Here is a 23503-nt window from a genome sequence, read left to right as displayed (position 1 = left end):
GTGGACCTGATACTCAAAGCAACCCTGGGCGCGGCGGTGGTGGTGATCCTCGCCGCCCTGGCCAAGACCCGGAACTATTACATCGCCGGGCTTGTGCCGCTGTTCCCGACCTTTGCCCTCATCGCCCATTACATCGTCGGCAAGGGCCGTTCGCTGGATGACCTGAAGACCACCATCGTGTTTGGCATGTGGTCGATCATTCCGTACTTCATCTACCTGGCGACCCTGTATGTGATGGTCGATCGAATGCGCCTCGAGGCGTCGCTGGCCGTCGCGGCCGTGGCGTGGTTGATCGCGGCGACGGCATTGGTCAGCGTCTGGGTTCGCCTGCACGGCTGATCCGTGCGCTAAAGAAGGTTGTGGTCAGCCACAGGCTCGATCTGCGCCCAATGCGAAGTGTCCTCGCGATGCGCCCGCAGATAGGGCAACACGGCTGCCAGCAATGGCGCCTTGAACGCTTCCTGAAAACGATGCGCCAGGCCCGGTATCAACTTCAACTGGCTGCCACGCAGATGCGCCGCCAGGTGCACGCCATGCATCACCGGCAACAACGGATCGGCCGTGCCATGCACCACCAGCGCCGGCACCCGTAGCTGATTGAGCAATGCCACTCGGCTCGGTTCGGCCAGGATCGCCAGGATCTGGCGCTTGGCGCCCTCGGGATTGAAGGCCCGGTCGTACGCCTGTGCCGCCTGCTGCAGCAACGCCTGGCGATCATCAGTCACCGCCGGACTGCCCAGTGCCGCCAGCAGGTCCGCCTGTTGCTCCAATGCAACTTCACGGTTGGGCGCACCCCGACGCGCCAGCAACTGCAACAGCGCCGCACTTGGCGCGGGCAAGCCTTCGGCTCCTGAAGTGCTCATGATCAGGGTCAGGCTCTCGACCCGTTGTGGCGCCATCGCTGCCATGTGCTGGGCAATCATTCCGCCCATGCTCGCGCCCAGCACGTGGAATTGCTCGATGTGCAACGCATCCATCAGCCCCAGTCCGTCGTCCGCCATATCGGTCAGGGTGTATGGCGCCGACACAGGCAAGCCGAGCTTGTAGCGCAGCACTTCGAAGGTCAGGTTGGCCTCGGCCGGCGTCTGCCGCCAGGTCGACAGGCCGACATCGCGATTGTCATAACGAATCACCCGGAAACCTTGCTGACACAGCGCGACCACCACCTCGTCGGGCCAGTGAATCAACTGCCCGCCCAGCCCCATCACCAGCAGCAGTGCCGGGTCGGATGCACGGCCAATGCTCTGGTACGCCAGGCTTACCTGGGCCAGATCAACCCGTTGGGTTGCAACATTGACGTCACAGCGAGACGCCGCCAGAGACGGCAGGCCGCACAACAGTGCGGCCAGGAAAACCATTCGTGAAAAGAACCAAGCACCCATGGAAAAACACCAAAACGCAGAACCCCAGTAGAGCGCGAGTCTGATGAAGTTTGTTCAAGCGCGCTGCCACAGTTGCGTGACAGTTTCATGAATGCCGCTCAATGGTCGATGCGATAACTATGTAGTGCCACCGGCACAGGGGATTTTTCTTAAATGGCGCTTGATCAGGAGTGGACCCGCCGCTCCTCATGGATGAGCCACGCAATCATGACCGAAAGACTCCCAACACTCGCACCCTCCTCGCCGACCGCCATCCCCGAGTTTTCAACGCTGACCAGCAATCCCCACCAGAGCCTGTTGCAAAGCGCCTTGGCGAGCTGGCAAGCCTGTCAGGAAAGCTTGCAGGCACTGTTCGCAAGCGCGCCGCTGGATGAAGGCGCGACGGCCTATTGGCAGGCCCGTGCCCCGGGTACACCGCTGTCGCGCCGTGATCGGGCCGAGCAGCTATACCGCGCTCACATTGAATCAGCGGCGCAACTGGGGTTCGCCCTGAGAACCCTGGGTGCCGAACAATTGAAGCCCCTGTGGTTGATGCTGGACGCCGGGACCGAGACGGTGCATCTGGACGACCAGCCCATCCATTGCGAACAACTGGCGCTGAAGTTGAGTGACAACAGCCTCTGGAAAATCCCGGCGGCCTGGGTGATCACCGTGGGCAACCAGCAACCCGTCGCGCAATTGCTCTACCTGCCCTCTCGCCCGGTTCCCGTCCAGGCCTTCGAGGAGCGCAGCGACATGGAGCATTGGCTGTCCGCGCAACTACTTGCTCCGTCCGAGTTACCTAGCCACTACAGTTTTCAATACACGACCACTACCGGGCCATTGACCACAGGCATCAGCGAGCTGTTTGCGCCCGAACTGCAAGCCCGGCGTGCCGGAGCGTTTGCCCAGGCGCCAAGCCTTGAGAGCCTGGAGTTGACCGAAGGCTTTGGCGATGAGGATCGATCAGCGCTGTTCGATAGCCTGTCTGCCGATATTCCCCTGGCCATGCGCCTGACCTCGCTTCGCCAACAGCAGGCGGCGCTGGAAACACTGCTGGGAGAGGACAGCGCTACTGACCTTCAGCGGATATTCGAGGACACCCTCAAGGCTCTGGAAACGGCGGAACAGGCTGCCGACAGGGCCGCATCCGCCCTGCTTTACCGATCGCGCGTCCTCGACCTGACGACTTTCAACCGAGAGTCCAGCGCGCTTTATCAGGCCCACAAGGACGGGTTGCAGGCCGAGGCCAAACTGCAGAGGTCGCTCAATCAGCTCGACAGTTCCCAGTTCGACATGCTCCAGGCCATCCTGGAACCGTCTGCGGCTGACGAAGCCGACTCCGATGTCGTGGCGGCCAGTCTGTCGTTGATCGAACACACCAGCGGCAACCAGACCCAGGCGTTGGAGGGGCCGTTTGTCATCACCCGCTCCCAGGTGCTGCTCGATCCCGCCGCGCCTCACAGCCTGCTAATTTACTGGCCCGGCATTGGCGGCGGCTTGCAACGCTTCGCCAGTCGCAGGGACCTGGAGCTGGAACTGTTCAAGATCCGCGAACAGGATCCGGAGCTGACCCTGCAGCTGACAAAAATCAGTTGCGATCCGTTGCTTTACAGCCAGGATAAACAGATCAGTCGCTTTGAAGAACAGGCCGCGCAAATACGCCAGCGCCATGCCGACCCGGCACAGGCGGCAGAACGCGCCGATGAACTGGAAAAGCTGCGGCGCAAAACCCTGGCCAAGCTGCAGGTCCCGGTTAACCCAGCCCGTCATCTGGCTCTGGCGCAGCGCCTGGAACAAAGCCGCAGTGCCGGCATGGCTTCGCGTCTGCCCACCTGGCTCGCGACATTGTCGGTGTCAGCCGGCGCCGAGCTGAAAAAGCTGATCGAGGCCTATATCCAGGCCATGCATCGCAGTCACGCACAACTGGAAGCAGCCCTGGCGCCCCGTGACGCATTCACCCGTCAACACCTCCAGGTGCGGTTGCGCGATGACTTCTCGATTGAAGGGGAGTTTGACGTCCAGCTGGACCTGCCGGATTCGGTCAAGCTGGAAAAACAACTGGCCGACGGCGCGGCGCCAGGCACCCCGCAAAAACTGGTGGCGGTGCCCAGTGCCACGCGCAGCCGAATGTCCCTCGAGGAGCTGGCCCAGCTCAATATCGATAACACCCCGTCCATGCAGCTGGAGCCTCTTTCACTGCGACTGGCCCAGATGCGGGTGCACGTCAACGCAACGGACGAAAGCGAACGCCAGGCACTGGTGACCGGCATCACAAACACCTACCTGCGCAAGGTCCTGCCCGAACTTGACCTTGCACAGCGCTACGAAGATCTGATCCGTAATACCTTCATGGGCTCGGCCAGCGAAACGCCCTTCGTCAGGGAGCATCGCCGCGAATGCCTGGTCGAGCCCTGGCGCCTGATGCTCAAACTGCAGGGTCAATGCGCGCACCTGCAAAACCAGATCAACCAGGACCAGCTACAGGTCCTGACCATTGCCATCGATGCCCAGGCCCCTGAGGCCTGGCAAGCGAACGGCAATCGTATCGTACTGTTCCCGGCCTACCTGAGTGCCGGCGGCAAGGACACGCCAAACGAAGGCCCGACCACCCTGTCCGGCGTGACCTTCATTGAAGAGCAGGTCAGCGGGATGACCCTGCTGTATCTGCCCGACAGCCCCGACGGCCAATGCCTGCGCCGCTACGACAGCCTGGAGAGCGCTCGCCGGGCCTTGTTTAATCTATGCCTGCGCAGCGAGATGGTCAGCTACCTGGCCGGCCGAGCCTTGAAAGGCAGCGAGGCGGCCCACGCAAGCCGCATCAACCAGGCCGTGTTGAAGCATTTCGACGCCATGATCGGCGTTGGCCTGGCGTGGCCATCGACGACTTCGCTGGCCGAACATTTGCTCAATGCCCACATGGGCCGCCTGATCGAAGCCCATCGCGACACCTCGCGCTCACGCACCGACCTGTACCTGGAACGCTACGCGCTCAGCGGCTCGAAGGCGTTCAACTACATCAAGATGGCGATAGGCCTGGTGCCCTTCGTCGGTGCGGGAGTTGCGCTTTATGATGCCTGGAGCAGTGCCAACAACGCGGTCGCTGCTCTGTCGCATGGCGAGGTGGCTGAGGGCCTGGCAGAGATAGAGTCGGTGTTGTTGTCGTTGATCGATGCCGCCATGGACATCGCCGGTACTTCGCCGGCCACCCGCTCGACCACCGTCGTCCGCTCGCTGGCGCGTGCTCGTCAGTTGATGGCGCTGGGCAAAGGCGCCACGGCATTGCGGTCGACGTCAGCACGCCACGCACGACATATCGCCCAGCGCTTCGCCGGATACGAGTATGAAAAACCGATTTCCCTGGCCGGCTTGCAACCGCTCGAGCACGGGGTCTATCGCAATGTCTACCGGCATGCCGACGGCGACTTCATCACGCGCCAGGGCCGCATCTTCCAGGTTGAACCCAGTGCGGACTCACGCGGCTTGAGACTGAGCGGCACGCGGAAAAAAACCTACCGGCAACCCATCGCGCTCGATGAAGCCGGCCAATGGGATACCTGGTTCGGCGTTTACGGGTCGACCTTCGAAGGCGGCGGGCTGGGTGGCGGCGGCGTGCTCGGGCATCTGGCCGATGCACTTGACCCGATCTGGCCTGCTGCCATTCGCGAACGCCTGCCAAGGTGGTGGGCCGATCGGGTGTTTCGTCGTCACAATGCACTGACCGACGCCGCCGACAACTTGGCGCCGCAAATCGATGCTCGGGTCTCGCGCACCAATGCGGCACTGGAAAAGTACAACAGTGTTGCCGCAGAAGCCCGTCCGGCCCTGATTCAGGAGACCGAAGCAGCCTGTATCGGCGACATCGAACTGGCCAGCGGGCATTACCAGACGCTGGTCGAGCTGGCGCCCCTGGCACATGGCAACAAACGACGCCTGCTCAGTGAAATGCAAAGTCATGACGCCCTGATAATCGCCGACAGGCAAAAGCAGAGGGTTTTCTTTGCCAACCATCGGTCTAATCCGCTCACCGACCGAATTGACGCTCTAATCGATCAACTGGACGAACTACCAGACAGTGCGCTCGCCGAACGCGTTCGGATTCTGCACGACATTCGAAAGCTACGCCTGGAAGTCATCGGCCACCTGGAACAGATTGAAACGGCAATGCGCGACCTCAACCGGTGGTACGAGCGCATTACGGTCAGAACCGAAAAGGCACAAATGACATCTGAAGTAGAGGCGTTGAACGGACGCCTCAACGAGCCCACTCTGCTTTACCTGAGAACAGCTCATCTTCTGGAGACGGTCAATCGCTTTGACACGGTACGGGATCTGTCCTGGTTCCATCTACAGACCCAAGCCGAAAGCCTGCGCATCAACGTCGACCGTGCATTGTTCACTCAATTCAGCCTGCAGGAGGTCCCTGCCACCCGAGCCCAACGCAATCAGATTTTCCAGGAATGCCTCGAGCACTACAGCCAGTTCCGTCGCGGCATGAATGCCTGGACCGCCAGCGATCCCCAGCACTTCTATCTCGACGCGGTCGCGCCCTTGCTGGAGGGTATCGAAAAAATGGCCCAACGGGCACGCAAGGGCATCGACCAACCTGCGCCAGTCGTGCCGGCCGGGCAACGCAGCAAGAAGGTCTTCATCACCGAAGACGACCACTTGTTGATCGGGGGGGAGCGCTTGGAACCAACGACCCAGAAACGTCAATACATCCTGACCGGGAAGGGTGGTGTCGAGGAAATATGGGAACAGGGTGCAAACGGCAAGTCTCGCTTGCTCAATCCTCCCGAGCCAATCGCTCGCCCCGTGCAAAAGGACGCGGCTGCCATGATCGAAGATGCGCGTAATCGCCTGCAGTCGCAGCCGGCCTACCGGTCGAGGATTCAAGCCTATGCAGCGCAGGATATGCTCCCGGTCGATCTGGAGCACATGATGGTCAACGAGGCCAACGAACTGAAGCGCCGGGCGCTCGATATCGAAGCCATTTCCCCACAGAGCCCCGTCATCGAGCAACTGCGTAACAAGGCAGTGGAATTGATTGCCACCGGACGTCGGATGCGCACCCGTCAGTCACTGCGCAGCAAAAACCCTACGGATGGAATGCTCGATGATCTGATCAGCCAAAATGCCGCAGAGATACGCAAGACCAGTGCGCTGAAAACCCTGGGCAAACGTCCTGATCGGCGAACCGATTACTTGCAGGAATACGAAATATGGGACATGACGGCAACACCTCCCACGCTGTTGTGGTATGCCCATTTCCACTACGCCAAGCCGGCCCCCGCCTTTCTCGAGTTCGAAAAAGCGCATCTTAAGTTGCCTGAACATCGTGCCTTGACCCACGCAGATAACGCCAACCTGCCTTACGCCGATATCGGCAAGAAATCAGCGGCGCTCAGACATTTCGATCAGGGCTGACAGGCCGCACGGGAGCGGTCAAGCCGCTCCCGTGCGGGTTCCTCAAGCCAGTTGGCTTCGCAGCTGGCGTGCTGCCGCCACCATATTCACCAACGCCGCTTCAGTCTCCGGCCAGGCGCGGGTCTTCAACCCGCAATCGGGGTTGACCCACAACCGCTCGGCCGGAATCCGCTTCACCGCCTTGCTGATCAACTTGACCATCTCGGCCGTGTCCGGCACCCGTGGCGAGTGGATGTCATAGACACCCGGACCGATGTCGTTGGGGTAGTCGAACGCTTCGAAGGCCTGCAGCAACTCCATGTCCGAACGCGAGGTTTCGATGGTGATCACATCGGCATCCATCGCCGCGATGGCCTCGATCACGTCGTTGAATTCGCTGTAGCACATGTGGGTGTGGATCTGCGTTTCATCACGCACGCCGCTGGCGCTCAAGCGGAACGCCTGCACCGCCCAGTCCAGGTATTCCTGCCATTGTGCCCGACGCAGCGGCAGGCCTTCGCGGAATGCGGCTTCGTCGATCTGCACGATCTTGATGCCGGCCGCTTCCAGGTCCAGCACTTCGTCGCGCAGGGCCAGCGCCAGTTGCTGTGCCTGGACTTTGCGCGACACGTCTTCGCGGGGGAAGGACCACATCAGCATCGTCACGGGACCGGTGAGCATGCCTTTCATGACCTTGTCGGTCTGGCTCTGGGCATAGGTGATCCAGTCGACCGTCATGGCTTTCGGGCGGCTCAGGTCGCCGTAGATGATCGCCGGTTTCACGCAGCGTGAACCGTAGCTCTGCACCCAGCCAAAACGCGTGAACAGATAGCCTTCGAGCTGCTCGGCGAAGTACTCGACCATGTCGTTGCGTTCGGCTTCACCGTGCACCAGCACGTCCAGCCCCAGGCGTTCCTGGATTTGCACGGCGTGGCGAATTTCGTGGTGCATGGCGTCGGTGTAGTCGTTGGCCGACAGCTTGCCTTGCTTGAAAGCCTGGCGCGCCAGGCGAATCGATCCGGTCTGCGGGAACGAGCCGATGGTGGTGGTCGGGAACGTCGGCAGTTTCAACCGTGCACGCTGTTGCTCGATGCGTTGGGCAAACGGCGATTGGCGCTGGCTGTCCGCTGTGCCAATGGCATCGATGCGGGCTTGCACCTGGGCTTTATGGATGCGCGGAGATTCAGCGCGGCTGGTGGCAATGGCACGGCTTTCGGCCAACGCGGCTTGCACCTTGGGCGCTTGCGGATCGTTCAGGGCATCGCGCAGTACGGCGATTTCGCCACATTTTTGCACGGCAAACGCCAGCCAGCTTTTCAGCTCGGGATCGAGTTTGTCTTCGCGCTCCAGGTCCACCGGGCTGTGCAGCAACGAGCAGGAGCTGCTGACCCAGAGGTTGTCGCCAAAGCGTTCCTGGGCAAATTGCAGTTGTGCCAGCACCGGTTCCAGCTCGCAGCGCCAGACGTTGCGGCCATTGACCAGGCCCACCGAGAGGATCTTGTAGGTCGGCAGGCGATCGAGCACGTGCAGCAGTTGATCCGGCGCGCGCACCGCGTCGATGTGCAAGCCTTGCACCGGCAGGCCGACGGCCAGGCCGAGGTTGTCCTGCAGGCCGCTGAAGTAGGTCGCCAACAGCTTTTTCAGCGGCGAGTATTGGAGGATGTGGTAGGCGCGTTCAAAGGCGTTTTTCCATTCCTGCGGCAGGTCGAGGGTCAGGATCGGTTCATCGATCTGTACCCACTCCACCCCTTGGGCAGCGAGGCGCCCGAGGATTTCGTTGTAGACCGGCAGCAGGCGTTCCAACAGCTCGAGTTTGTCGAAGTCGTCGCCCTTGACCTTGCCCAGCCACAGGTAAGTCAGCGGGCCGATGATGACGGGCTTGACGGTGTGCCCCAGGGCCTTGGCTTCCTCGACTTCGTCGAACAGCTGTTCCCAGCTCAGCTTGAACTGTTGGTCTGCGCTGAATTCCGGGACCAGGTAGTGGTAGTTGGTGTCGAACCACTTGGTCAGTTCCTGGGCGTATTGCGCCTGGCCGTGCTCGCTGCCGCAACAGCTCACGGTGGCGCCACGGGCCATGGCGAACAAGGTGTCCAGGGTCGGCAGGCCGCGTTCGTCCCGGGTGCTGTCGAAGCGCTCGGGGATCACACCGAATGCCAGGGAATGGGTCAGTACCTGGTCGTACCAGGCGAAGTCGCCGACCGGCAGCAGGTCGATGCCGGCGTCTTTCTGCAATTGCCAGTGGGTGTTGCGCAACTGGCGACCGACGCTGTGCAGCGCCTGCTGGTCAAGGTCGCCCTTCCAGTAGGATTCGAGGGCTTTTTTCAGTTCGCGGTCGGCACCGATGCGGGGAAAACCAAGGGTGTGGGCTACGGCCATGTCGAATTGCTCCTGTAAAAGATGGCGCTATTGTCGACAGCCAAGGCATCATGAGACAAACTCAACCTTTTCGTGTTGATCACAAGTTTTCCTCATGGAGCCCCCGGTGCTTGAAATCCGTCACCTGAAGACCCTGCACGCCTTGCGCGAAGCCGATAGCCTGGTGGATGCGGCCGACCGCCTGCACCTGACCCAGTCGGCGCTGTCCCATCAGTTCAAGGAGCTTGAGGAACGCATGGGGATGCCGCTGTTCGTGCGCAAGACCAAGCCCGTGCGTTTCACCAGCGCCGGTTTGCGCCTGCTGCAACTGGCCGATGCCACCTTGCCGCTGCTGCGCGCGGCCGAGCGCGACATCGCGCGGTTGGCCGGAGGCACCGCCGGGCGCCTGCACATGGCCATCGAATGCCACAGTTGCTTCCAGTGGCTGATGCCAACCATCGACCAGTTCCGCGATGCCTGGCCGGAAGTCGAGCTGGACCTGGCGTCCGGCTTCTCTTTCGCCCCCCTGCCCGCCCTGGCCCGTGGCGACCTGGACCTGGTGGTGACGTCCGACCCGGTGGATCTGGTAGGGATCACCTATGTGCCGCTGTTTACTTATGAAGCGATGCTCGCGGTGGCGAACCAGCACCGTTTGGCCAACAAGGCCTACATCGTCCCGCAGGACTTGCTCAGCGAAACCCTGATCACCTACCCGGTGGAACGTGACCGGCTGGATATCTTCACGCGCTTTCTGGAACCGGCCGACGTCGAGCCGGCCCAGGTCCGCACGTCGGAACTGACGGTGATGATGATGCAGCTGGTGGCCAGCGGTCGCGGCGTGTGCGGCATGCCCCATTGGGCGCTGCATGAATACAGCTCACGGGGCTACGTGAAAGCCAAGCGCCTGGGCGAGAAAGGTTTGTTTGCGACGCTGTATGCGGCGATTCGGGCCGACATGCTCGATGCGCCGTACATGAGGGATTTTTTGCTGACGGCCAAGGACACGTCGTTTTCGACGCTGGATGGGGTAAGCGCCGTTCGTTGAAATGTGGGAGCGGGCTTGCTCGCGAAAGCGGTGTATCAGTCAGCTTCAATGCTGAATGTTGACCCGCATTCGCGAGCAAGCCCGCTCCCACATTCTTTGATCGGGGTGGATTTAGAGTTCGCGCCACATGTGGATCTTGTCGAAGTAATCCTCACCCACCCGCACTGCCATCGGCTCCAGGCCGAACTGGACGAAGCCGCAGCGCCTATAGAGGTTGAATGCGGCATCGTTGCCGGCGGTGACGGTCAGTTTGATCACCCGCAGATGTTGATGGGTCCGCGCCTCGGTCAGCACCGCCTGCACCAGTTGCCTACCGAGCCCGTGCTGGCGCACGTGAGCGGACACATACATGCCAAACAGCGTCGCCTTGTGCCGGGCTTTCTCCCGGGGCTCGAGCGCCAACCCGGCGATGCCCGCCAACCGGCCCTCGTCAAAAGCGCCGAACACCACATCCAGCTTGCCGGTCAGGCGCGACTCCCACCAGCTCAAGGGCATCGTTGCACGTTCGCGCACGCTGGAGGTGAACGCCCGGGGGTGTCGATCGTAGGCCTCAAGCGTCATCGTCCGATAGTCCAGCGCATGGCTGGTATCCAGTCGCTGAATCAACATGTTCAGGCCATCCGTTTTTGCTCGAGCATCAAGCGCAACGCCAGCGCCGACAAGACAAAGCCCATGAAATAACGCTGCATCGCCAGCCAGGTCGGATTGCTGACAAACCATGACGCGATGCCGGCCGCGAACAGGGCGATCATCAGGTTCACGCAGAAACTGACGCTGATCTGGGTCAGGCCCAGGACGATACTTTGCGTGAACACCGAACCGTGCTCGGGGCTGATGAACTGCGGGAACACCGACAGGTAGAACACCGCAATCTTCGGGTTCAGGGCGCTGGTGAGAAAACCCATGGTAATGAGCCTGCGCGACGAGTCCGGTGGCAGCTGCTGCGCTTCGAACGGCGAACGCGCACCCGGCTTGACCGCCTGCCAGGCCAGCCACAACAGGTACAGCGCACCGGCCCACTTCAACACTTCATAGGCCATTGGCACCGCCAGGAACACCGCGGTCAAACCGGCCGCGGCGGCGAACAGATGCACGAAGAAACCCGCGACCACGCCAAGCAACGAGGTGACCCCGGCCTTGCGTCCCTGGCAGATCGAACGGGAGATCAGGTAGATCATGTTCGGCCCCGGTGTCAGCACCATCAGCAACGCGGCAGCGGCGAAAATCAGCAGGTCTTGAAGCGGGATCATGGGCGAAGTCCCTTGCGTAATGATCAGGCGATAGCGGTCAGCGAAGCTCGATAAAACGGCAGGATCAGGTCCCGTGTCAATGGCGCCAGAACGACACCACCGTCGCTGGCCGGATCGATCCAGATCACTTCTTCGATCTCGGCAGCCGGGGTGACTTCGGCATCGATGCTCAGCAGAAACAGTTCGGCCTGCACGACAAAACCCGGCTCATTGGCGGCGGGGGCCGAGAACTGCCCGAGGAACGTGGCGTGCGCCGTATCGATCAGCAGACCCAACTCTTCTTCCAGCTCCCGGGCCAGTGCGCTGACCGGTTTTTCATCGGCCTCGATCTTGCCACCCGGTTGCATGAACGCCTGGGTGCCGCGCTTGCGCACCAGCAGGGTTCGCCCGTCGGGGCCGATCAACAGGGCGGCGGCGATGTGGATAAGTGCAGAGGGCTGGGCAACAGACATTGACATTAAAAAGGCCTTTGACTCAAAAACGCCATTATATTCGACATTGATGTTGGCTGACGCACCGCCATCGCGAGGTGGTTTGTGTATTGCCAAAGTTTTTGAGTCCGAACCCAAGGAAACCGTATGAGCCTGTCACTCCTGAGCCGCTACGCCTTCTTTGCCGTCTGCGTGATCTTCACCCTCGCCAGCCTGCCCTTCCTCGAGCACGACTGGCTCTGGCCCATCACGGCCGTCACCGGCGTGCTCAGCCTGATCGGCCTGTTCGATCTGCTGCAAAGCCCCCACGCAGTGCGCCGCAATTACCCGATCCTGGGCAATATCCGCTATCTGGTCGAAGGCATTCGTCCGGAAATCCGCCAATACCTGCTCGAATCCGACAGCGACGCCCTGCCCTTTTCCAGGGCCCAGCGCTCGCTGGTCTATTCCCGGGCCAAGAATGAAAGCGCCGACAAACCGTTCGGCACCTTGATCGACGTCTACCAGTCGGGTTTTGAATTCATCGGCCACTCGATGCGCCCGGCGCCCTTGAGCGACCCGAGCGGTTTCCGGGTCACGGTCGGCGGCCCGCAATGCACCCAGCCGTATTGCGCGTCGGTGTTCAACATTTCGGCCATGAGCTTCGGCTCGCTCAGTGCCAACGCCATCCGCGCGTTGAACCAGGGTGCCAAGCTCGGCAACTTCGCCCACGACACCGGCGAAGGCAGCATAAGCCCTTATCACCGCGAACACGGTGGCGACCTGACCTGGGAACTGGGCAGCGGCTACTTCGGCTGTCGCACCAGCGATGGCCGCTTCGACCCCGAGCGTTTCGCCGCACAGGCCCGAACGCCCCAGGTGCGGATGATCGAAATCAAGATGAGCCAGGGCGCCAAACCCGGCCACGGCGGGATCCTGCCCAAGCACAAGGTCACCCGCGAGATCGCCGACACACGCGGCATCCTGATGGGCGAAGACTGCATCTCGCCGTCCCGCCACAGTGCGTTTTCCACGCCGATCGAGATGATGCATTTCATCCAGCAACTGCGCGAGCTGTCCGGTGGCAAACCGGTAGGCTTCAAGTTTTGCCTGGGTCACCCGTGGGAGTTCATGGGCATCGCCAAGGCCATGCTGGAAACCGGCATCCTCCCGGACTTCATCGTGGTCGACGGCAAGGAAGGTGGCACCGGCGCCGCGCCTGTGGAATTCACCGACCACATCGGCGTGCCGATGCGCGAAGGCCTGCTGTTCGTGCACAACACCCTGGTCGGCCTGAACCTGCGGGACAAGATCAAGCTCGGCGCCAGCGGCAAGATCGTCAGTGCGTTCGATATCGCCAGCGTGCTGGCCATCGGTGCCGATTGGGCCAACTCGGCGCGCGGTTTCATGTTCGCCATCGGGTGCATCCAGTCGCAAAGTTGCCACACCAACAAATGCCCGACCGGCGTCGCCACCCAGGACACCCTGCGTCAGCGTGCGCTGGTGGTGCCGGACAAGGCCCAGCGCGTCTACAACTTCCACCGCAACACGCTCAAGGGCCTGGCCGAGATGCTCGCTGCCGCCGGCCTTGAACATCCATCGCAATTGTCGGCCAAGCACCTGGTGCGGCGCATGTCGGCCACCGAGATCAAGCTGTTCTCACAGCTGCATGTGTTCCTCAAGCCGGGGGAGTTGCTCACCGGGGAAGTGAATGGCGAGTTTTATTCGCGGATGTGGCAGATGGCGCGGGCGGACAGTTTCGAACCCAACGAAGAGGCTGCGGCCTGACCTTCACGGCTCCGACATTGCGCTTTACCAATGAAGCGATTTGATCGGGGCCGGCTCTTTCATCACGATAAATCCGTAATCACCAATCAGGTAAATCCGGTAGAACTGGCTCTCCACCAACGGCGTGTAACCTAGATAACCCACCCGCGTCGCATTGCGCCGCTCCTTCTCCGCCACCACGTTGGTGATGCCGACCTTGGGCAGGTTTTCCGCCAGCATGTAGAAGTCGACGTTCAGCAGGTAATGCAACACCGGCATCTGCTTGAACGAACCCGCCGCCCCCAGCAGCCAGTGATCGGAATAGGTCACCGACATGTAGATGCGCTTGGCGTCACGCAAGGGTTGATGGCTGGCGATGTTATGTTCAAGGCTGCTCAGCGCGCTGCCGGCGAAGGCTTTCTGCACCGTCAGGACCCGGCCATAGGCGAACGACAACGACAACATGGCCAGCAGCGGCACCAGCAACAGCAGCGGCAAGCGTTCGTGGAGTGTGGCCAGGGCCAGGTGACTCAAGTAGAACAGCAGCACCAGCAACACCGCGAATCCCATCAGGGTCCTGGCGCCTTCGTTGAAGTCGCGAAAGACCAGCGCGACGCCGGACACCAACAACACCACGACCGGCACTGTCAGCAAACACAGCAGGCCGATCAGCAGTCTCTTCGGCCCGCTGTCCTTGCGCTCGATAACCTTCAATCCCAAACACACTGCACCGGCAATGGCACAGAGCACCAACCCGGCCGCCACCCAGGCAAATCCGCCATGGAACAGCAGCACGACTTTTTCCAGCACCCGCGCAATGTTGATGTGGATCTGCAGCAAAGGCTGCGCTGCCCAGTCCAGCAACACCGTGCGACCCTGCCCCATGAAGGGGTATGCACTGACAAGGTAAATCAGCCATCCGAGAAACAGCTGGGCGATTCTCCAGCCGATCAAACCGCCCCAGCGCGGCCAGGCCACTTTGTCATTGACCGCCCTGAGCACTTCAAGACAGCACAGGCCGAGAAACACATTGACGCTGATTTGATACAGGCCCAGCGCCAGCGCAATCAGGAAAGAAGGCACCAGCCATTGCAGGCTGCGCGAAGGGTGACGAAAGGTGATGGCGTAGATCACCGCCACCACACTCAAGGTCATGACCGGGCCGTCGTATTGATAGGTCAGGTTTTGCAGGAAGAACGGGCTGTACCAGAGCGGCAACAGCACCAGGCAGCAGCCGAAGGTCGGTTCGCGGAAGTGATGAAAGGTCAGGCTTGTCAGTGCCCAGGACATGGCCAGGGTGGCGATCAACAACGGCAGCGGAAAGATGTTCGGCGCGCCACTGCTGAAGGTCAGCGCGTTGTAGAACAACTCGGCGAACAGACGCCCTTCCTTGGCCCAGGCTATGCCGGCCGACAGCGAGCGCCAGTTGTCATCGATGTAGGGATAATCCGCAAGGATCAGCGGCAGCACGTACACCAGGGTCGCCAGCAGAAAAAACAGCCAGGCCTGGCGTCGAGTGAGTTCCTTGGTGAAGAAATCGCTGAACCTGCCCATGCTAGGGTTTGCGCCTGTCTTTGCCGCCGACGATGTCCTTGACCACATAGCGCGGCCGGTGCTTGGCTTCGATGTAGATCCGCCCGACATACTCACCGAGGATGCCGATGCCGATCAGTTGAACGCCGCCGAGAAACAGAATAGCGGTCATCAACGAAGGGTAACCGGGCACGCTGTTACCGAAGAAAATCTTGTCCAGCACCATGTACACCGCATAGAGCACGGCAAAGATCGACACGCACCCGCCGACGTACGTCCATAACCGCAGCGGCACCGTACTGAACGAGGTCACGCCTTCCAGCGCGAGGTTCCACAGTTTCCAGCCGTTGAACTTGCTATCCCCCGCCACCCGCCGGGCGCGTTCGTACTCCACCACCACGGTGTTGAAGCCGGCCCACGACAGCACGCCCTTCATGAACAATTGATGCTCGGGCAAGGTGCGAATCACGTCCACCACCTTGCGATCCATCAGCCTGAAATCCCCGACGTTTTCCTCGATCCGGGTGTAGGAAATTCGATTCAACAGGTGGTAGAACAGCGCTGCGCTGTGGCGTTTCAAGTAACTGTCGGCGGCGCGGTCGCGGCGCTTGGCCAGTACCACATCCGCGCCTTTTTGCCATTGTTCGATCAACAGCGGGATGACGCTGATCGGGTCCTGCAGGTCTACGTCCATGGGGATCACCGCATCGCCGCTGGCATATTCCAGCCCGGCAAACAGCGCCGGTTCCTTGCCGAAATTGCGCGAGAAATTGATCAGCAGGACCTGTTCGTCCGCCTGCGCCAGGGCCGCCACCTGTTCGGCCGTGCCATCGGAGCTGCCGTCATTGATGAACACGATCTCGACTTCGGTCGCGTCGAGTTTCAACTCTCGTCGTACCGCCTGGTAAAACAGATTGATCGCCTGTTCTTCGTTAAACACCGGGACGATAAGCGAAACCTTCATACGTCACGCTCACGGAACACCACGTACTTGGAAAACAGGAAACCGAACACCAGGCTCAACGCAGAAAACAGCGCCACGGTCAGCAACCCATGCAACCGCCAGACATCGCCGACATGGCCGACGCCCAGGCTGAGCGCCCCCATCGCCAGCATGAACAACAGGTAACCGCCGACTGACGCCTTGGCATCAAAGGTATAGAGCGCATTCATATAAAAGGAAAACGAGGCCGCTACGCAAAAGGCTGCCAGGTTGCTGGCCGCTTGCGTCAAGCCGAAGCCCACGCTCAAGAGAAAAAAGATCTGCCAGTGAATCAGCGTATTGGCGACGCCGATCACGGTGTAGCTGGACAAGCCCTTGTATGAAAGTCTCACGTGACGCTCCTGCGATTGAACGCTGCTCACACAAACATTTGAGCTTGTCTACTGTCAGAAATCGCAGGAATACCGACCTTTCAGACCAGCGGTCGGGCTCTGCGCCCACCTCAGGAGACATCCCGCAATACCCCGCCTTTGCAATTACCAGCGAATCAGTCCACCCTGCGCGCCGCCAATAGGCGGCAAGCAACTTTTTGCGCCTTCGGCCCATCCTTTGTTCAATACCTGTTTACCAGCGAGCCTGCCGTCATGACGTTAGCGCGCGATCACCGGATCGATTTTTTTCGCGGCCTGGCACTGATCTTCATTTTCTGGGATCACGTGCCCCACAACCCCTTGGGTCAAATCACCCTGCGCAACTTCGGCTTCAGCGATGCCGCCGAAGTCTTCGTGTTCCTGGCCGGTTACGCGGCCGTCCTGGCCTACGGCAAAGTCCTTGCGCGGGAAGGTTTGCTGATCGCCTGGGTGAAAATCCTGCGCCGCGCCTGGGTGCTCTATGTGGTGCACATCTTCCTGCTGGCGATGCTGATGGGCATTGTGTTCTTCGCCAACAGCCATGTGGAAACCCGCGACCTGGTGGAAGAAATGGGCATGCACCATTTCATCAGCGACCCCCAGCAGGCCTTGATCGATGAGCTGCTGTTGCGCTTCAAACCGAACCTGATGGACCCGCTGCCGCTGTACATCGTGCTGCTGGCGGGCTTGCCGCTGGTGCTGCCGATACTGGTGCGCAAGGTCTGGCCGGTGGTGGCGGTGTCCTTTGCGCTGTACCTGACCGTACCGTTGTTTGGCTGGAACCTGGCCGCGATCAAGGATGGCGTGTGGTACTTCAACCCCGTGGCCTGGCAACTGCTGTTTATCCTCGGCGGCGCGGCGGCGATTCATGCGCAACGCCCACGTTTGCCCGACACCCGGCCGCTGGTGCGCCAGCCGTTGTTCATGACGGCGGCGGTGTATGCATTGATCGCCGCGGTGCTGACGGTCGCCTGGCGCTGGCCGCAGATCCACGACGCCCTGATGCCTGCGAGCCTGAGCAATCTGCTGTACCCGATCAGCAAGACCAACCTGTCGCCTGTGCGCCTGTTGCACTTTCTCGCGCTGGCCTACGTCGCCGCGAAACTGTTGCCCGACACCGGCTGGACGCAAAACTGGCTGGCACAGCAATGCTGCCGCATGGGGCGTTTTTCCCTGGAGATCTTCTGCCTGGGCGTGTTGCTGGCGCCCCTGGCGGACATGCTCAATGCGCTGACGGACGATGCGTTCGCCATGCAGGTCTTCACCGCGTTGGTGGGGGCTGGGTTGATGGCGTTGCTGGGGGCGTGGCTGGAATTCAACAAGCGCTTGAATCGACCGGCTCCCGCCGTCGCCGCCTTGTAGGAGCTGGCTTGTCGAGTCGCCGCATCGCACCTTCGCTGCCAAGCCAGCTCAGGTTGATTGGCGTCGTGCCCAAGATCTGTGCGCGCTGGTGATCCCCTGTAGGAGCAAGCTTGCTCGCGAAAGCGGTGGGTCAGATGACATCTTGATTGACTGATCAGCAGTCATCGCGAGCAAGCTCACTCCCACATTTTGATTGGCGCCGTGCACAAGATCTGTGTGCACTCGAGATCCCTTGTAGGAGCAAGCTTGCTCGCGATGGCGGTGGGTCTGGCGGCATCTATATTGACTGATCAGCAGTCATCGCGAGCAAGCTCACTCCCACAGTTTGATTGGCGCCGTGCACAGAATCTGTGTGCACTGGTGATCCCCTGTGGGAGCGAGGATAGCCACGGATCCGTGCCAAACATAAAACATTGTAGGAGCCCGGCTTGCCGGCGAAGGCGGTCTTGAGTATTGCGCTGGTCTTTCGGGCTTCTTCGCTGCGATGCCGCGACCCGACAAACCAGCTACAGGATGAAAAAAGCCCCGATCATTTGACCGGGGCTTTTGCATTTCAGGCGTTACGACTTACGAAGCCGAACCCACCGCACCTTGCGTCGCATTGGTCGGTTGCAGCTTGAATACGTAGAACAACACCGTCAGCAACACCAGGAACGCCGGGCCGACATACAGCGCCACGCGGGTGTCCGGGAAGTACGCCATCAGGCCGACCACCAGCACCAGGAACGCCAGCGCCAGGTAAGAGCTGATCGGGAACAGCCACATGCGGTACTTGAGGCCGGCACGCTCGCTGGCGCTCAGGCCTCTGCGGAACTTGAGCTGGGCCAGCAGGATCATCACCCAGGTCCAGATCGCGCCGAAGGTGGCAATCGCCGTCACCCAGACAAACACCTTCTCAGGCACCAGGTAATTAAGCAGCACGCCCAGCAGCAGGGCGCCGATCGACAGCAGCAAGGCGCGACGCGGCACGCCGTTGCTGGAGGTCTTGGCGAAACCGGCTGGGGCCTGGCCGTTCTGCGCCAGGCTGTAGAGCATGCGCCCGGTGCTGAAGATGCCGCCATTGCAGGACGACAGCGCGGCCGTGATCACCACGAAGTTGATGATGCCAGCGGCGGTCTTGATGCCCAGGCGCTCGAAGGTCATCACAAACGGACTGCCCTGGGTGCCAATTTCGTTCCACGGGTAGATCGACAGGATCACGAACAACGCGCCAACGTAGAACAGCAGGATCCGCCAGAACACCGAGCCGATGGCGCTGGGAATGGTCTTCTGCGGGTTCTTCGCTTCACCGGCGGTCAGGCCGATCATCTCCACGCCGAGGTAGGCGAACATGACCATTTGCAGGGACATCAACACGCCCTGCACGCCGTTTGGCATGAAACCACCGTGGGTCCAGAGATTGGAAATCCCCAGGGCCACACCGTCGTTGCCGAAACCGAAGGCGATGATGCCGATACCACCCAATACCATCGCAATGATGGTGACGATCTTGATCAGGGCGAACCAGAATTCGAATTCACCGAAGGCTTTCACCGCGATCAGGTTGATCGAGCCCATGCTGACCAGCGCGGCGAGCGCCCAGATCCAGCGCGGCACATCGGGGAACCACACGCCCATGTACACCGCCACGGCGGTGATTTCCGCGACACAGGTCACCAGCCACAGGAACCAGTAGTTCCAGCCGGTCAGGAAGCCCGCCAGCGGGCCGAGGTAGTCCTGGGCGTAACGGCTGAACGAGCCGGCGACCGGGTTGTGCACGGCCATTTCGCCGAGCGCGCGCATGATCACCAGGATGGCCAGGCCGCCAATGATGTAGGACAGCATGATGGCCGGGCCAGCCATTTCGATGGCCTTGGCCGAACCCAGGAACAGACCGACGCCGATACAGGCACCGAGCGCCATCAAGCGAATATGCCGTTCGCCGAGTTCGCGTTTGAGCGGGCCGCCTTGAGCGGTCTCGCCGTGGGGCAACTGATTGCCTACGGGCATGGGGTACAACCTCGTCTTGTTATTGGATATATCCACCGAGCGGCGAAGCGTTGACCGATAAGCCAGCGCCTCCCGTAACCGATCCTGCTTCATGGGCAGAACCGTCTTGCAGGGCAAAACCTGCGCGATCAGCGGGGGGTGCAGTATAAAAAGCTCGCGACAGAGATTTTCACTCTATAAATCACAAAAATCAGGTGTAAATCTCGGTAAAAGCGCTATCTACGGAGATGGATTGCCTAGGCTTTGTAGGATTTTTCGCTTTTGAAACGGCGGCGAGTATTGCACGGTATTGGTGCGTCGTCATGTTTCGGTAATGCTCTGGACGCCTCTGGATCGGCCCTGTAGGAGCTGCCGAGTGCAACGAGGCTGCGATCCTTTGACTTTGTTGTGTGAAAGCAGGATCAAAAGATCGCAGCCTGCGACAGCTCCTACTAAGCTTCAGACAAGTCCGATCAATCTGCGCGTGAATGGATCAATCGACTATGGGCGCTTTAGAACAAACCGATTCGAGTAAAAACGTGGTCCAGACTGAACCTGTGGATGAAGCGCCAATACCTGAAAAACCTCCTCGCAGTCGCGTCAAGCACGGCTGGAAAGCGTTTTGGCTGTTAGTGGTGATCATTGCAATTGTCCTGGGCCTCGCGGCGTCCAAGGAGATGCGCACGTCACGGTTTCAAGCTCGGGAAGCCAGCAAGTTCGCCAAGACCCTGAGCTATGAACTCAAACCCGGTCCCACCGACTCGATCCGCTACCCTGGCGCTGGCCCCTTCGATTTGCGCCTGGGTTACAGCTCGCTGGGCGAGTTCCTGCCGCGCCTGCTCAAGCGTGATTACGTGATTTCCGCCCAGACCCGGTTTTCTCCTGCCCTGATGGACTACACGGGCAAGGGCCTGTTCGTGCCTTATGCGGAGAAAATCCAGGCGGGATTGTCGATCACCGATTGCCGCGCCAACCCCTTGTACCAGTACAAGTATCCGCAACAGCTCTATTCCAGCTTCGAGGCGATCCCGCCGGTGGTGGTCAACAGCCTGCTGTTCATCGAAAACCGCTTTCTGCTCGACCCACGCCAGCCCCTGGCCAACCCGGCTGTGGACTGGCCGCGATTCGGCATGGCGGCCTATACCCAGGTCGCCAAGATGCTGCACCTGCCCGGTCAATCGGCAGGCGGCAGCACCCTGGCCACGCAACTGGAGAAATATCGGCACTCACCCGACGGGTTGACCGTGTCGGGCGGGGAAAAGATTCGCCAGATGGTTTCCGCCACCGTGCGCGCCTATCAGGATGGGCCGCAAACGCTCAAGGCCCGGCAGAACGTGGTGCGCGACTACCTCAATAGCGTGCCGCTGTCGGCGGTGCCGGGCCACGGTGAGGTCCATGGCATGGCCGAGGGTTTGCGCGTGTGGTACGGCGCCGACTTCAACACGGCCAATAAAACCCTGGCGAGCGATGCCACGGATGCAAAGAGCCTGGCGGACAAAGGCCTGGCCCTGCGCGAAATGCTGTCCTTGATGATTGCCCAACGTCGTCCTTCCCATTACCTGACCAAGGGTCGCGATGAACTGGCCGACCTCACCGACAGCCACATTCGCCTGCTGGCACAGAACGGCGTGATCGATGCCCCCTTTGCCGCCGCGGCATTGGCGAGCAAAGTGACCTATCGCGACTGGGCCACCCAACCGACCATTCAACCGATCGAAACCAACAAGGGCATCAGCGTGGCACGCAGCCGCCTGGCCGGGCTGCTCAATCGTCCGCTGTACGATCTCGACCGGCTCGACCTCTCGGCCACCAGCACCCTGCAAGGCGACCTGCAAACCCAGGCCACCGCCTACCTCAAGCGCCTGGCCGACCCTGCCTATGCCGCTGAAATCGGCCTGATGGGCGAACGCTTGCTGACCCCCACCAGCACCACCCAGGTGCGCTACAGCTTCACCCTGTTCGAACTGACCCCGGATGGCTCGCGGGTGCGGGTGCAGACCGACAGCACCGACCAGCCGTTCGACATCAATGAAGGCAGCAAACTGGAACTGGGCTCCACGGCAAAAATGCGCGTGCTGACCACTTACCTGCAGATCATTGCCGAGTTGCACGACAAATATGCCGAGATGAGTGTCCCGGACCTGAAGAAAGTCGAGGTGCCGGAGCAGGATCGCCTGAGCCGCTGGGTGGTCGACTACCTGATCCAGAACAAGGACCACGGCCTGCAACCCATGCTCGGCGCCGCGCTGGATCGCAAGTACTCCGCCAGCCCCGGCGAAGCGTTTTTCACCGGTGGCGGCTTGCATGTGTTTCATAACTTCCGCAAGGAAGACAACGGGCGCAACCCGACCTTGCGCGATTCCCTGCGTGAGTCGATCAACCTGCCGTTCATTCGCCTGATGCGCGACCTGGTGCGCTACACCACCTATTCGGGCCCCAACAACCGGGCCGAACTGCTCAAGGATGATCGCGACCCTCGGCGCCAGGAATACCTGGCCTCGTTCGCCGACCGCGAAGGCACGTCGTTCCTGCTCAAGTTCTGGAAGAAATACAAGAACAAGGACACCCAGGCGCGGCTCGAGACCTTCCTCGACAGCATGCGCCCGACCCCCATCCGCCTGGCCGCCGTACACCGTTACCTGTTACCCCACGCCAGCCAGCAAAGCTTCAACACCTTTGTGCGCTCGCACCTCACAGGCGAAAAGTCCACCGACAAGGAGAAACTCACCGACGAGCGCCTCGAACGCCTGTACCTCGCCTATGGTCCCGGCACCTACGACTTGCCCGACCAGGGCTTCATCGCCAAGGTCCACCCGTTGGACCTGTGGATGATGGGCTACCTGCTGACCCACCCGGACGCCACGTTCAAGGACATCGTCAAGGCCAGCCAGTTCGAGCGCCAGGAAGTCTACAGCTGGTTGTTCAAGAGCCGTCACAAGGGCGCACGTGACAACCGTATCCGCACCATCCTGGAAATCGAAGCGTTCCTCGACATCCACCAGCGCTGGCAGAAAGTTGGCTATCCGTTCGATCACCTGGTGCCCTCGCTGGCCACTGCCATCGGCAGCTCCGGTGACCGGCCGGCGGCGCTCGCCGAGCTGATCGGCACCATCCTCAACGACGGTGTGCGCATGCCGACCCTGCGCATCGACAGCCTGCACTTCGCGGCGAACACACCCTACGAAACCAAGCTGATCAACGACCCGGACGTCGGCAAACGGGTGATGCCATCCGAAGTCGCCACGGCCATGCGCGAAGCCTTGTCGCAGGTGGTGGACGCCGGTACGGCCAGACGTGTATCCGGCAGTTTCATCACCCCGGATGGCAAGGCGTTGGCCATGGGCGGCAAGACCGGCACTGGCGACAACCGTATCGAAGCCATTGGCTCCGGTGGGCGAATTCTCAGCTCCAAGTCACTCAACCGCACGGCCACGTTCGTGTTCTACATCGGCGACCATCATTTCGGCACCCTGACGGCATTCGTGCCGGGGCGCTCGGCCGAGGCGTTCACGTTCACTTCGGCGTTGCCAACCCAAGTGCTCAAAGGCATGGCGCCGATTCTCACCCCTTATTTACAACCAGGGAGTAATACACAGTGCCTGCCCGTAGAGGTGGCACGGCGTTGAGGAACCCGGGTAGTAATTAATTATTTTCGGCATGGAAAATCCCGCTGTTTCGTACGGACGAACAGCG

15 protein-coding genes are annotated in these 23503 nt (G+C 60.9%); 6 read left to right on the top strand and 9 right to left on the bottom strand.

All coding sequences use genetic code 11. From position 1 onward, the window contains the following. Positions 1-9 precede the first annotated feature (9 nt). Positions 10-339: a GlpM family protein gene (locus tag NPS56_RS08580; RefSeq protein ID WP_180205389.1), complete on the top strand. Its 330-nt coding sequence runs from the start codon at positions 10-12 to the stop codon at positions 337-339. A gap of 8 nt (positions 340-347) precedes the next feature. Here NPS56_RS08580 and NPS56_RS08575 read toward each other — a convergent pair whose 3' ends face one another. Then, positions 348-1382, bottom strand: coding sequence for an alpha/beta fold hydrolase (locus NPS56_RS08575; protein WP_274074275.1), 1035 nt, complete (start codon positions 1380-1382; stop codon positions 348-350). Positions 1383-1589: 207 nt separating this feature from the next. Between NPS56_RS08575 and NPS56_RS08570 the strand changes: the two genes are divergently transcribed. Continuing rightward, positions 1590-6788, top strand: a complete 5199-nt coding sequence (locus tag NPS56_RS08570) for a dermonecrotic toxin domain-containing protein (RefSeq protein WP_274074274.1) — start codon at positions 1590-1592, stop codon at positions 6786-6788. A gap of 42 nt (positions 6789-6830) precedes the next feature. Here NPS56_RS08570 and metE read toward each other — a convergent pair whose 3' ends face one another. Continuing rightward, entirely contained in the window at positions 6831-9143 is a 2313-nt protein-coding gene (gene metE / locus NPS56_RS08565) for a 5-methyltetrahydropteroyltriglutamate--homocysteine S-methyltransferase (RefSeq protein WP_274074273.1), read from the bottom strand. 106 nt (positions 9144-9249) lie between these two features. Between metE and metR the strand changes: the two genes are divergently transcribed. After that, the gene (gene metR, locus NPS56_RS08560; RefSeq protein WP_274074272.1) at positions 9250-10167 is read left to right on the top strand and encodes a transcriptional regulator MetR; all 918 of its coding nucleotides are present in this window, start codon (positions 9250-9252) and stop codon (positions 10165-10167) included. A gap of 111 nt (positions 10168-10278) precedes the next feature. Here metR and NPS56_RS08555 read toward each other — a convergent pair whose 3' ends face one another. The 3 genes from NPS56_RS08555 to NPS56_RS08545 are packed head-to-tail and all read right to left on the bottom strand — an operon-like array spanning position 10279 to position 11875. Continuing rightward, entirely contained in the window at positions 10279-10776 is a 498-nt protein-coding gene (locus NPS56_RS08555; protein WP_274074271.1) for a GNAT family N-acetyltransferase, read from the bottom strand. Between the two features lie 2 nt (positions 10777-10778). Further along, on the bottom strand, positions 10779-11417 hold the full coding sequence (locus tag NPS56_RS08550; protein WP_274074270.1) for a LysE family translocator: 639 nt from the start codon (positions 11415-11417) through the stop codon (positions 10779-10781). 23 nt (positions 11418-11440) lie between these two features. Next, positions 11441-11875 carry an NUDIX hydrolase gene (locus tag NPS56_RS08545; RefSeq protein ID WP_274074269.1) on the bottom strand — a complete coding sequence of 145 codons (435 nt, stop codon included), beginning with the start codon at positions 11873-11875 and terminating at the stop codon, positions 11441-11443. 120 nt (positions 11876-11995) lie between these two features. Here NPS56_RS08545 and NPS56_RS08540 point away from each other — a divergent pair, with 120 nt between their 5' ends. Next, positions 11996-13615, top strand: coding sequence for an FMN-binding glutamate synthase family protein (locus NPS56_RS08540; RefSeq protein WP_274074268.1), 1620 nt, complete (start codon positions 11996-11998; stop codon positions 13613-13615). A gap of 24 nt (positions 13616-13639) precedes the next feature. Here the strand turns inward: NPS56_RS08540 and NPS56_RS08535 are convergent, their stop codons facing one another. From NPS56_RS08535 to NPS56_RS08525, 3 genes are read right to left on the bottom strand one after another with little or no spacing between them, the layout of a single operon-like run. Next, positions 13640-15148, bottom strand: a complete 1509-nt coding sequence (locus NPS56_RS08535; protein ID WP_274074267.1) for a glucosyltransferase domain-containing protein — start codon at positions 15146-15148, stop codon at positions 13640-13642. Between the two features lies 1 nt (position 15149). Next, a complete protein-coding gene (locus NPS56_RS08530; protein WP_274074266.1) occupies positions 15150-16091 on the bottom strand; it encodes a glycosyltransferase family 2 protein in 942 nt (313 codons plus the stop codon). Beyond that, entirely contained in the window at positions 16088-16462 is a 375-nt protein-coding gene (locus NPS56_RS08525; RefSeq protein ID WP_274074265.1) for a GtrA family protein, read from the bottom strand. Before NPS56_RS08525 ends, NPS56_RS08530 begins: the two co-directional genes overlap by 4 nt. A 252-nt stretch (positions 16463-16714) precedes the next feature. Between NPS56_RS08525 and NPS56_RS08520 the strand changes: the two genes are divergently transcribed. Next, on the top strand, positions 16715-17842 hold the full coding sequence (locus tag NPS56_RS08520; protein ID WP_274074264.1) for an OpgC family protein: 1128 nt from the start codon (positions 16715-16717) through the stop codon (positions 17840-17842). A 567-nt stretch (positions 17843-18409) separates the two neighbouring features. Here the strand turns inward: NPS56_RS08520 and NPS56_RS08515 are convergent. Beyond that, positions 18410-19831: an amino acid permease gene (locus NPS56_RS08515; RefSeq protein ID WP_274074263.1), complete on the bottom strand. Its 1422-nt coding sequence runs from the start codon at positions 19829-19831 to the stop codon at positions 18410-18412. 482 nt (positions 19832-20313) lie between these two features. Here NPS56_RS08515 and NPS56_RS08510 point away from each other — a divergent pair, with 482 nt between their 5' ends. Continuing rightward, the gene (locus tag NPS56_RS08510; protein WP_274074262.1) at positions 20314-23436 is read left to right on the top strand and encodes a transglycosylase domain-containing protein; all 3123 of its coding nucleotides are present in this window, start codon (positions 20314-20316) and stop codon (positions 23434-23436) included. The last annotated feature ends 67 nt before the right edge of the window (positions 23437-23503 follow it).

This window comes from Pseudomonas putida, assembly GCF_028682635.1.
GTDB classification, from domain to species: Bacteria; Pseudomonadota; Gammaproteobacteria; order Pseudomonadales; family Pseudomonadaceae; genus Aquipseudomonas; species Aquipseudomonas putida_AE.
This window is presented reverse-complemented; position numbering and strand designations above follow the sequence as displayed.

Coding starts and splice junctions, on each gene's coding strand:
- NPS56_RS08575 (WP_274074275.1), bottom strand. CDS start 1,382: ATGGGTGCTTGGTTCTTTTCACGAATGGTTTTCCTGGCCGCACTGTTG.
- NPS56_RS08570 (WP_274074274.1), top strand. CDS start 1,590: ATGACCGAAAGACTCCCAACACTCGCACCCTCCTCGCCGACCGCCATC.
- metE (WP_274074273.1), bottom strand. CDS start 9,143: ATGGCCGTAGCCCACACCCTTGGTTTTCCCCGCATCGGTGCCGACCGC.
- NPS56_RS08555 (WP_274074271.1), bottom strand. CDS start 10,776: ATGTTGATTCAGCGACTGGATACCAGCCATGCGCTGGACTATCGGACG.
- NPS56_RS08550 (WP_274074270.1), bottom strand. CDS start 11,417: ATGATCCCGCTTCAAGACCTGCTGATTTTCGCCGCTGCCGCGTTGCTG.
- NPS56_RS08545 (WP_274074269.1), bottom strand. CDS start 11,875: ATGTCAATGTCTGTTGCCCAGCCCTCTGCACTTATCCACATCGCCGCC.
- NPS56_RS08540 (WP_274074268.1), top strand. CDS start 11,996: ATGAGCCTGTCACTCCTGAGCCGCTACGCCTTCTTTGCCGTCTGCGTG.
- NPS56_RS08535 (WP_274074267.1), bottom strand. CDS start 15,148: ATGGGCAGGTTCAGCGATTTCTTCACCAAGGAACTCACTCGACGCCAG.
- NPS56_RS08530 (WP_274074266.1), bottom strand. CDS start 16,091: ATGAAGGTTTCGCTTATCGTCCCGGTGTTTAACGAAGAACAGGCGATC.
- NPS56_RS08520 (WP_274074264.1), top strand. CDS start 16,715: ATGACGTTAGCGCGCGATCACCGGATCGATTTTTTTCGCGGCCTGGCA.
- NPS56_RS08515 (WP_274074263.1), bottom strand. CDS start 19,831: ATGCCCGTAGGCAATCAGTTGCCCCACGGCGAGACCGCTCAAGGCGGC.
- NPS56_RS08510 (WP_274074262.1), top strand. CDS start 20,314: ATGGGCGCTTTAGAACAAACCGATTCGAGTAAAAACGTGGTCCAGACT.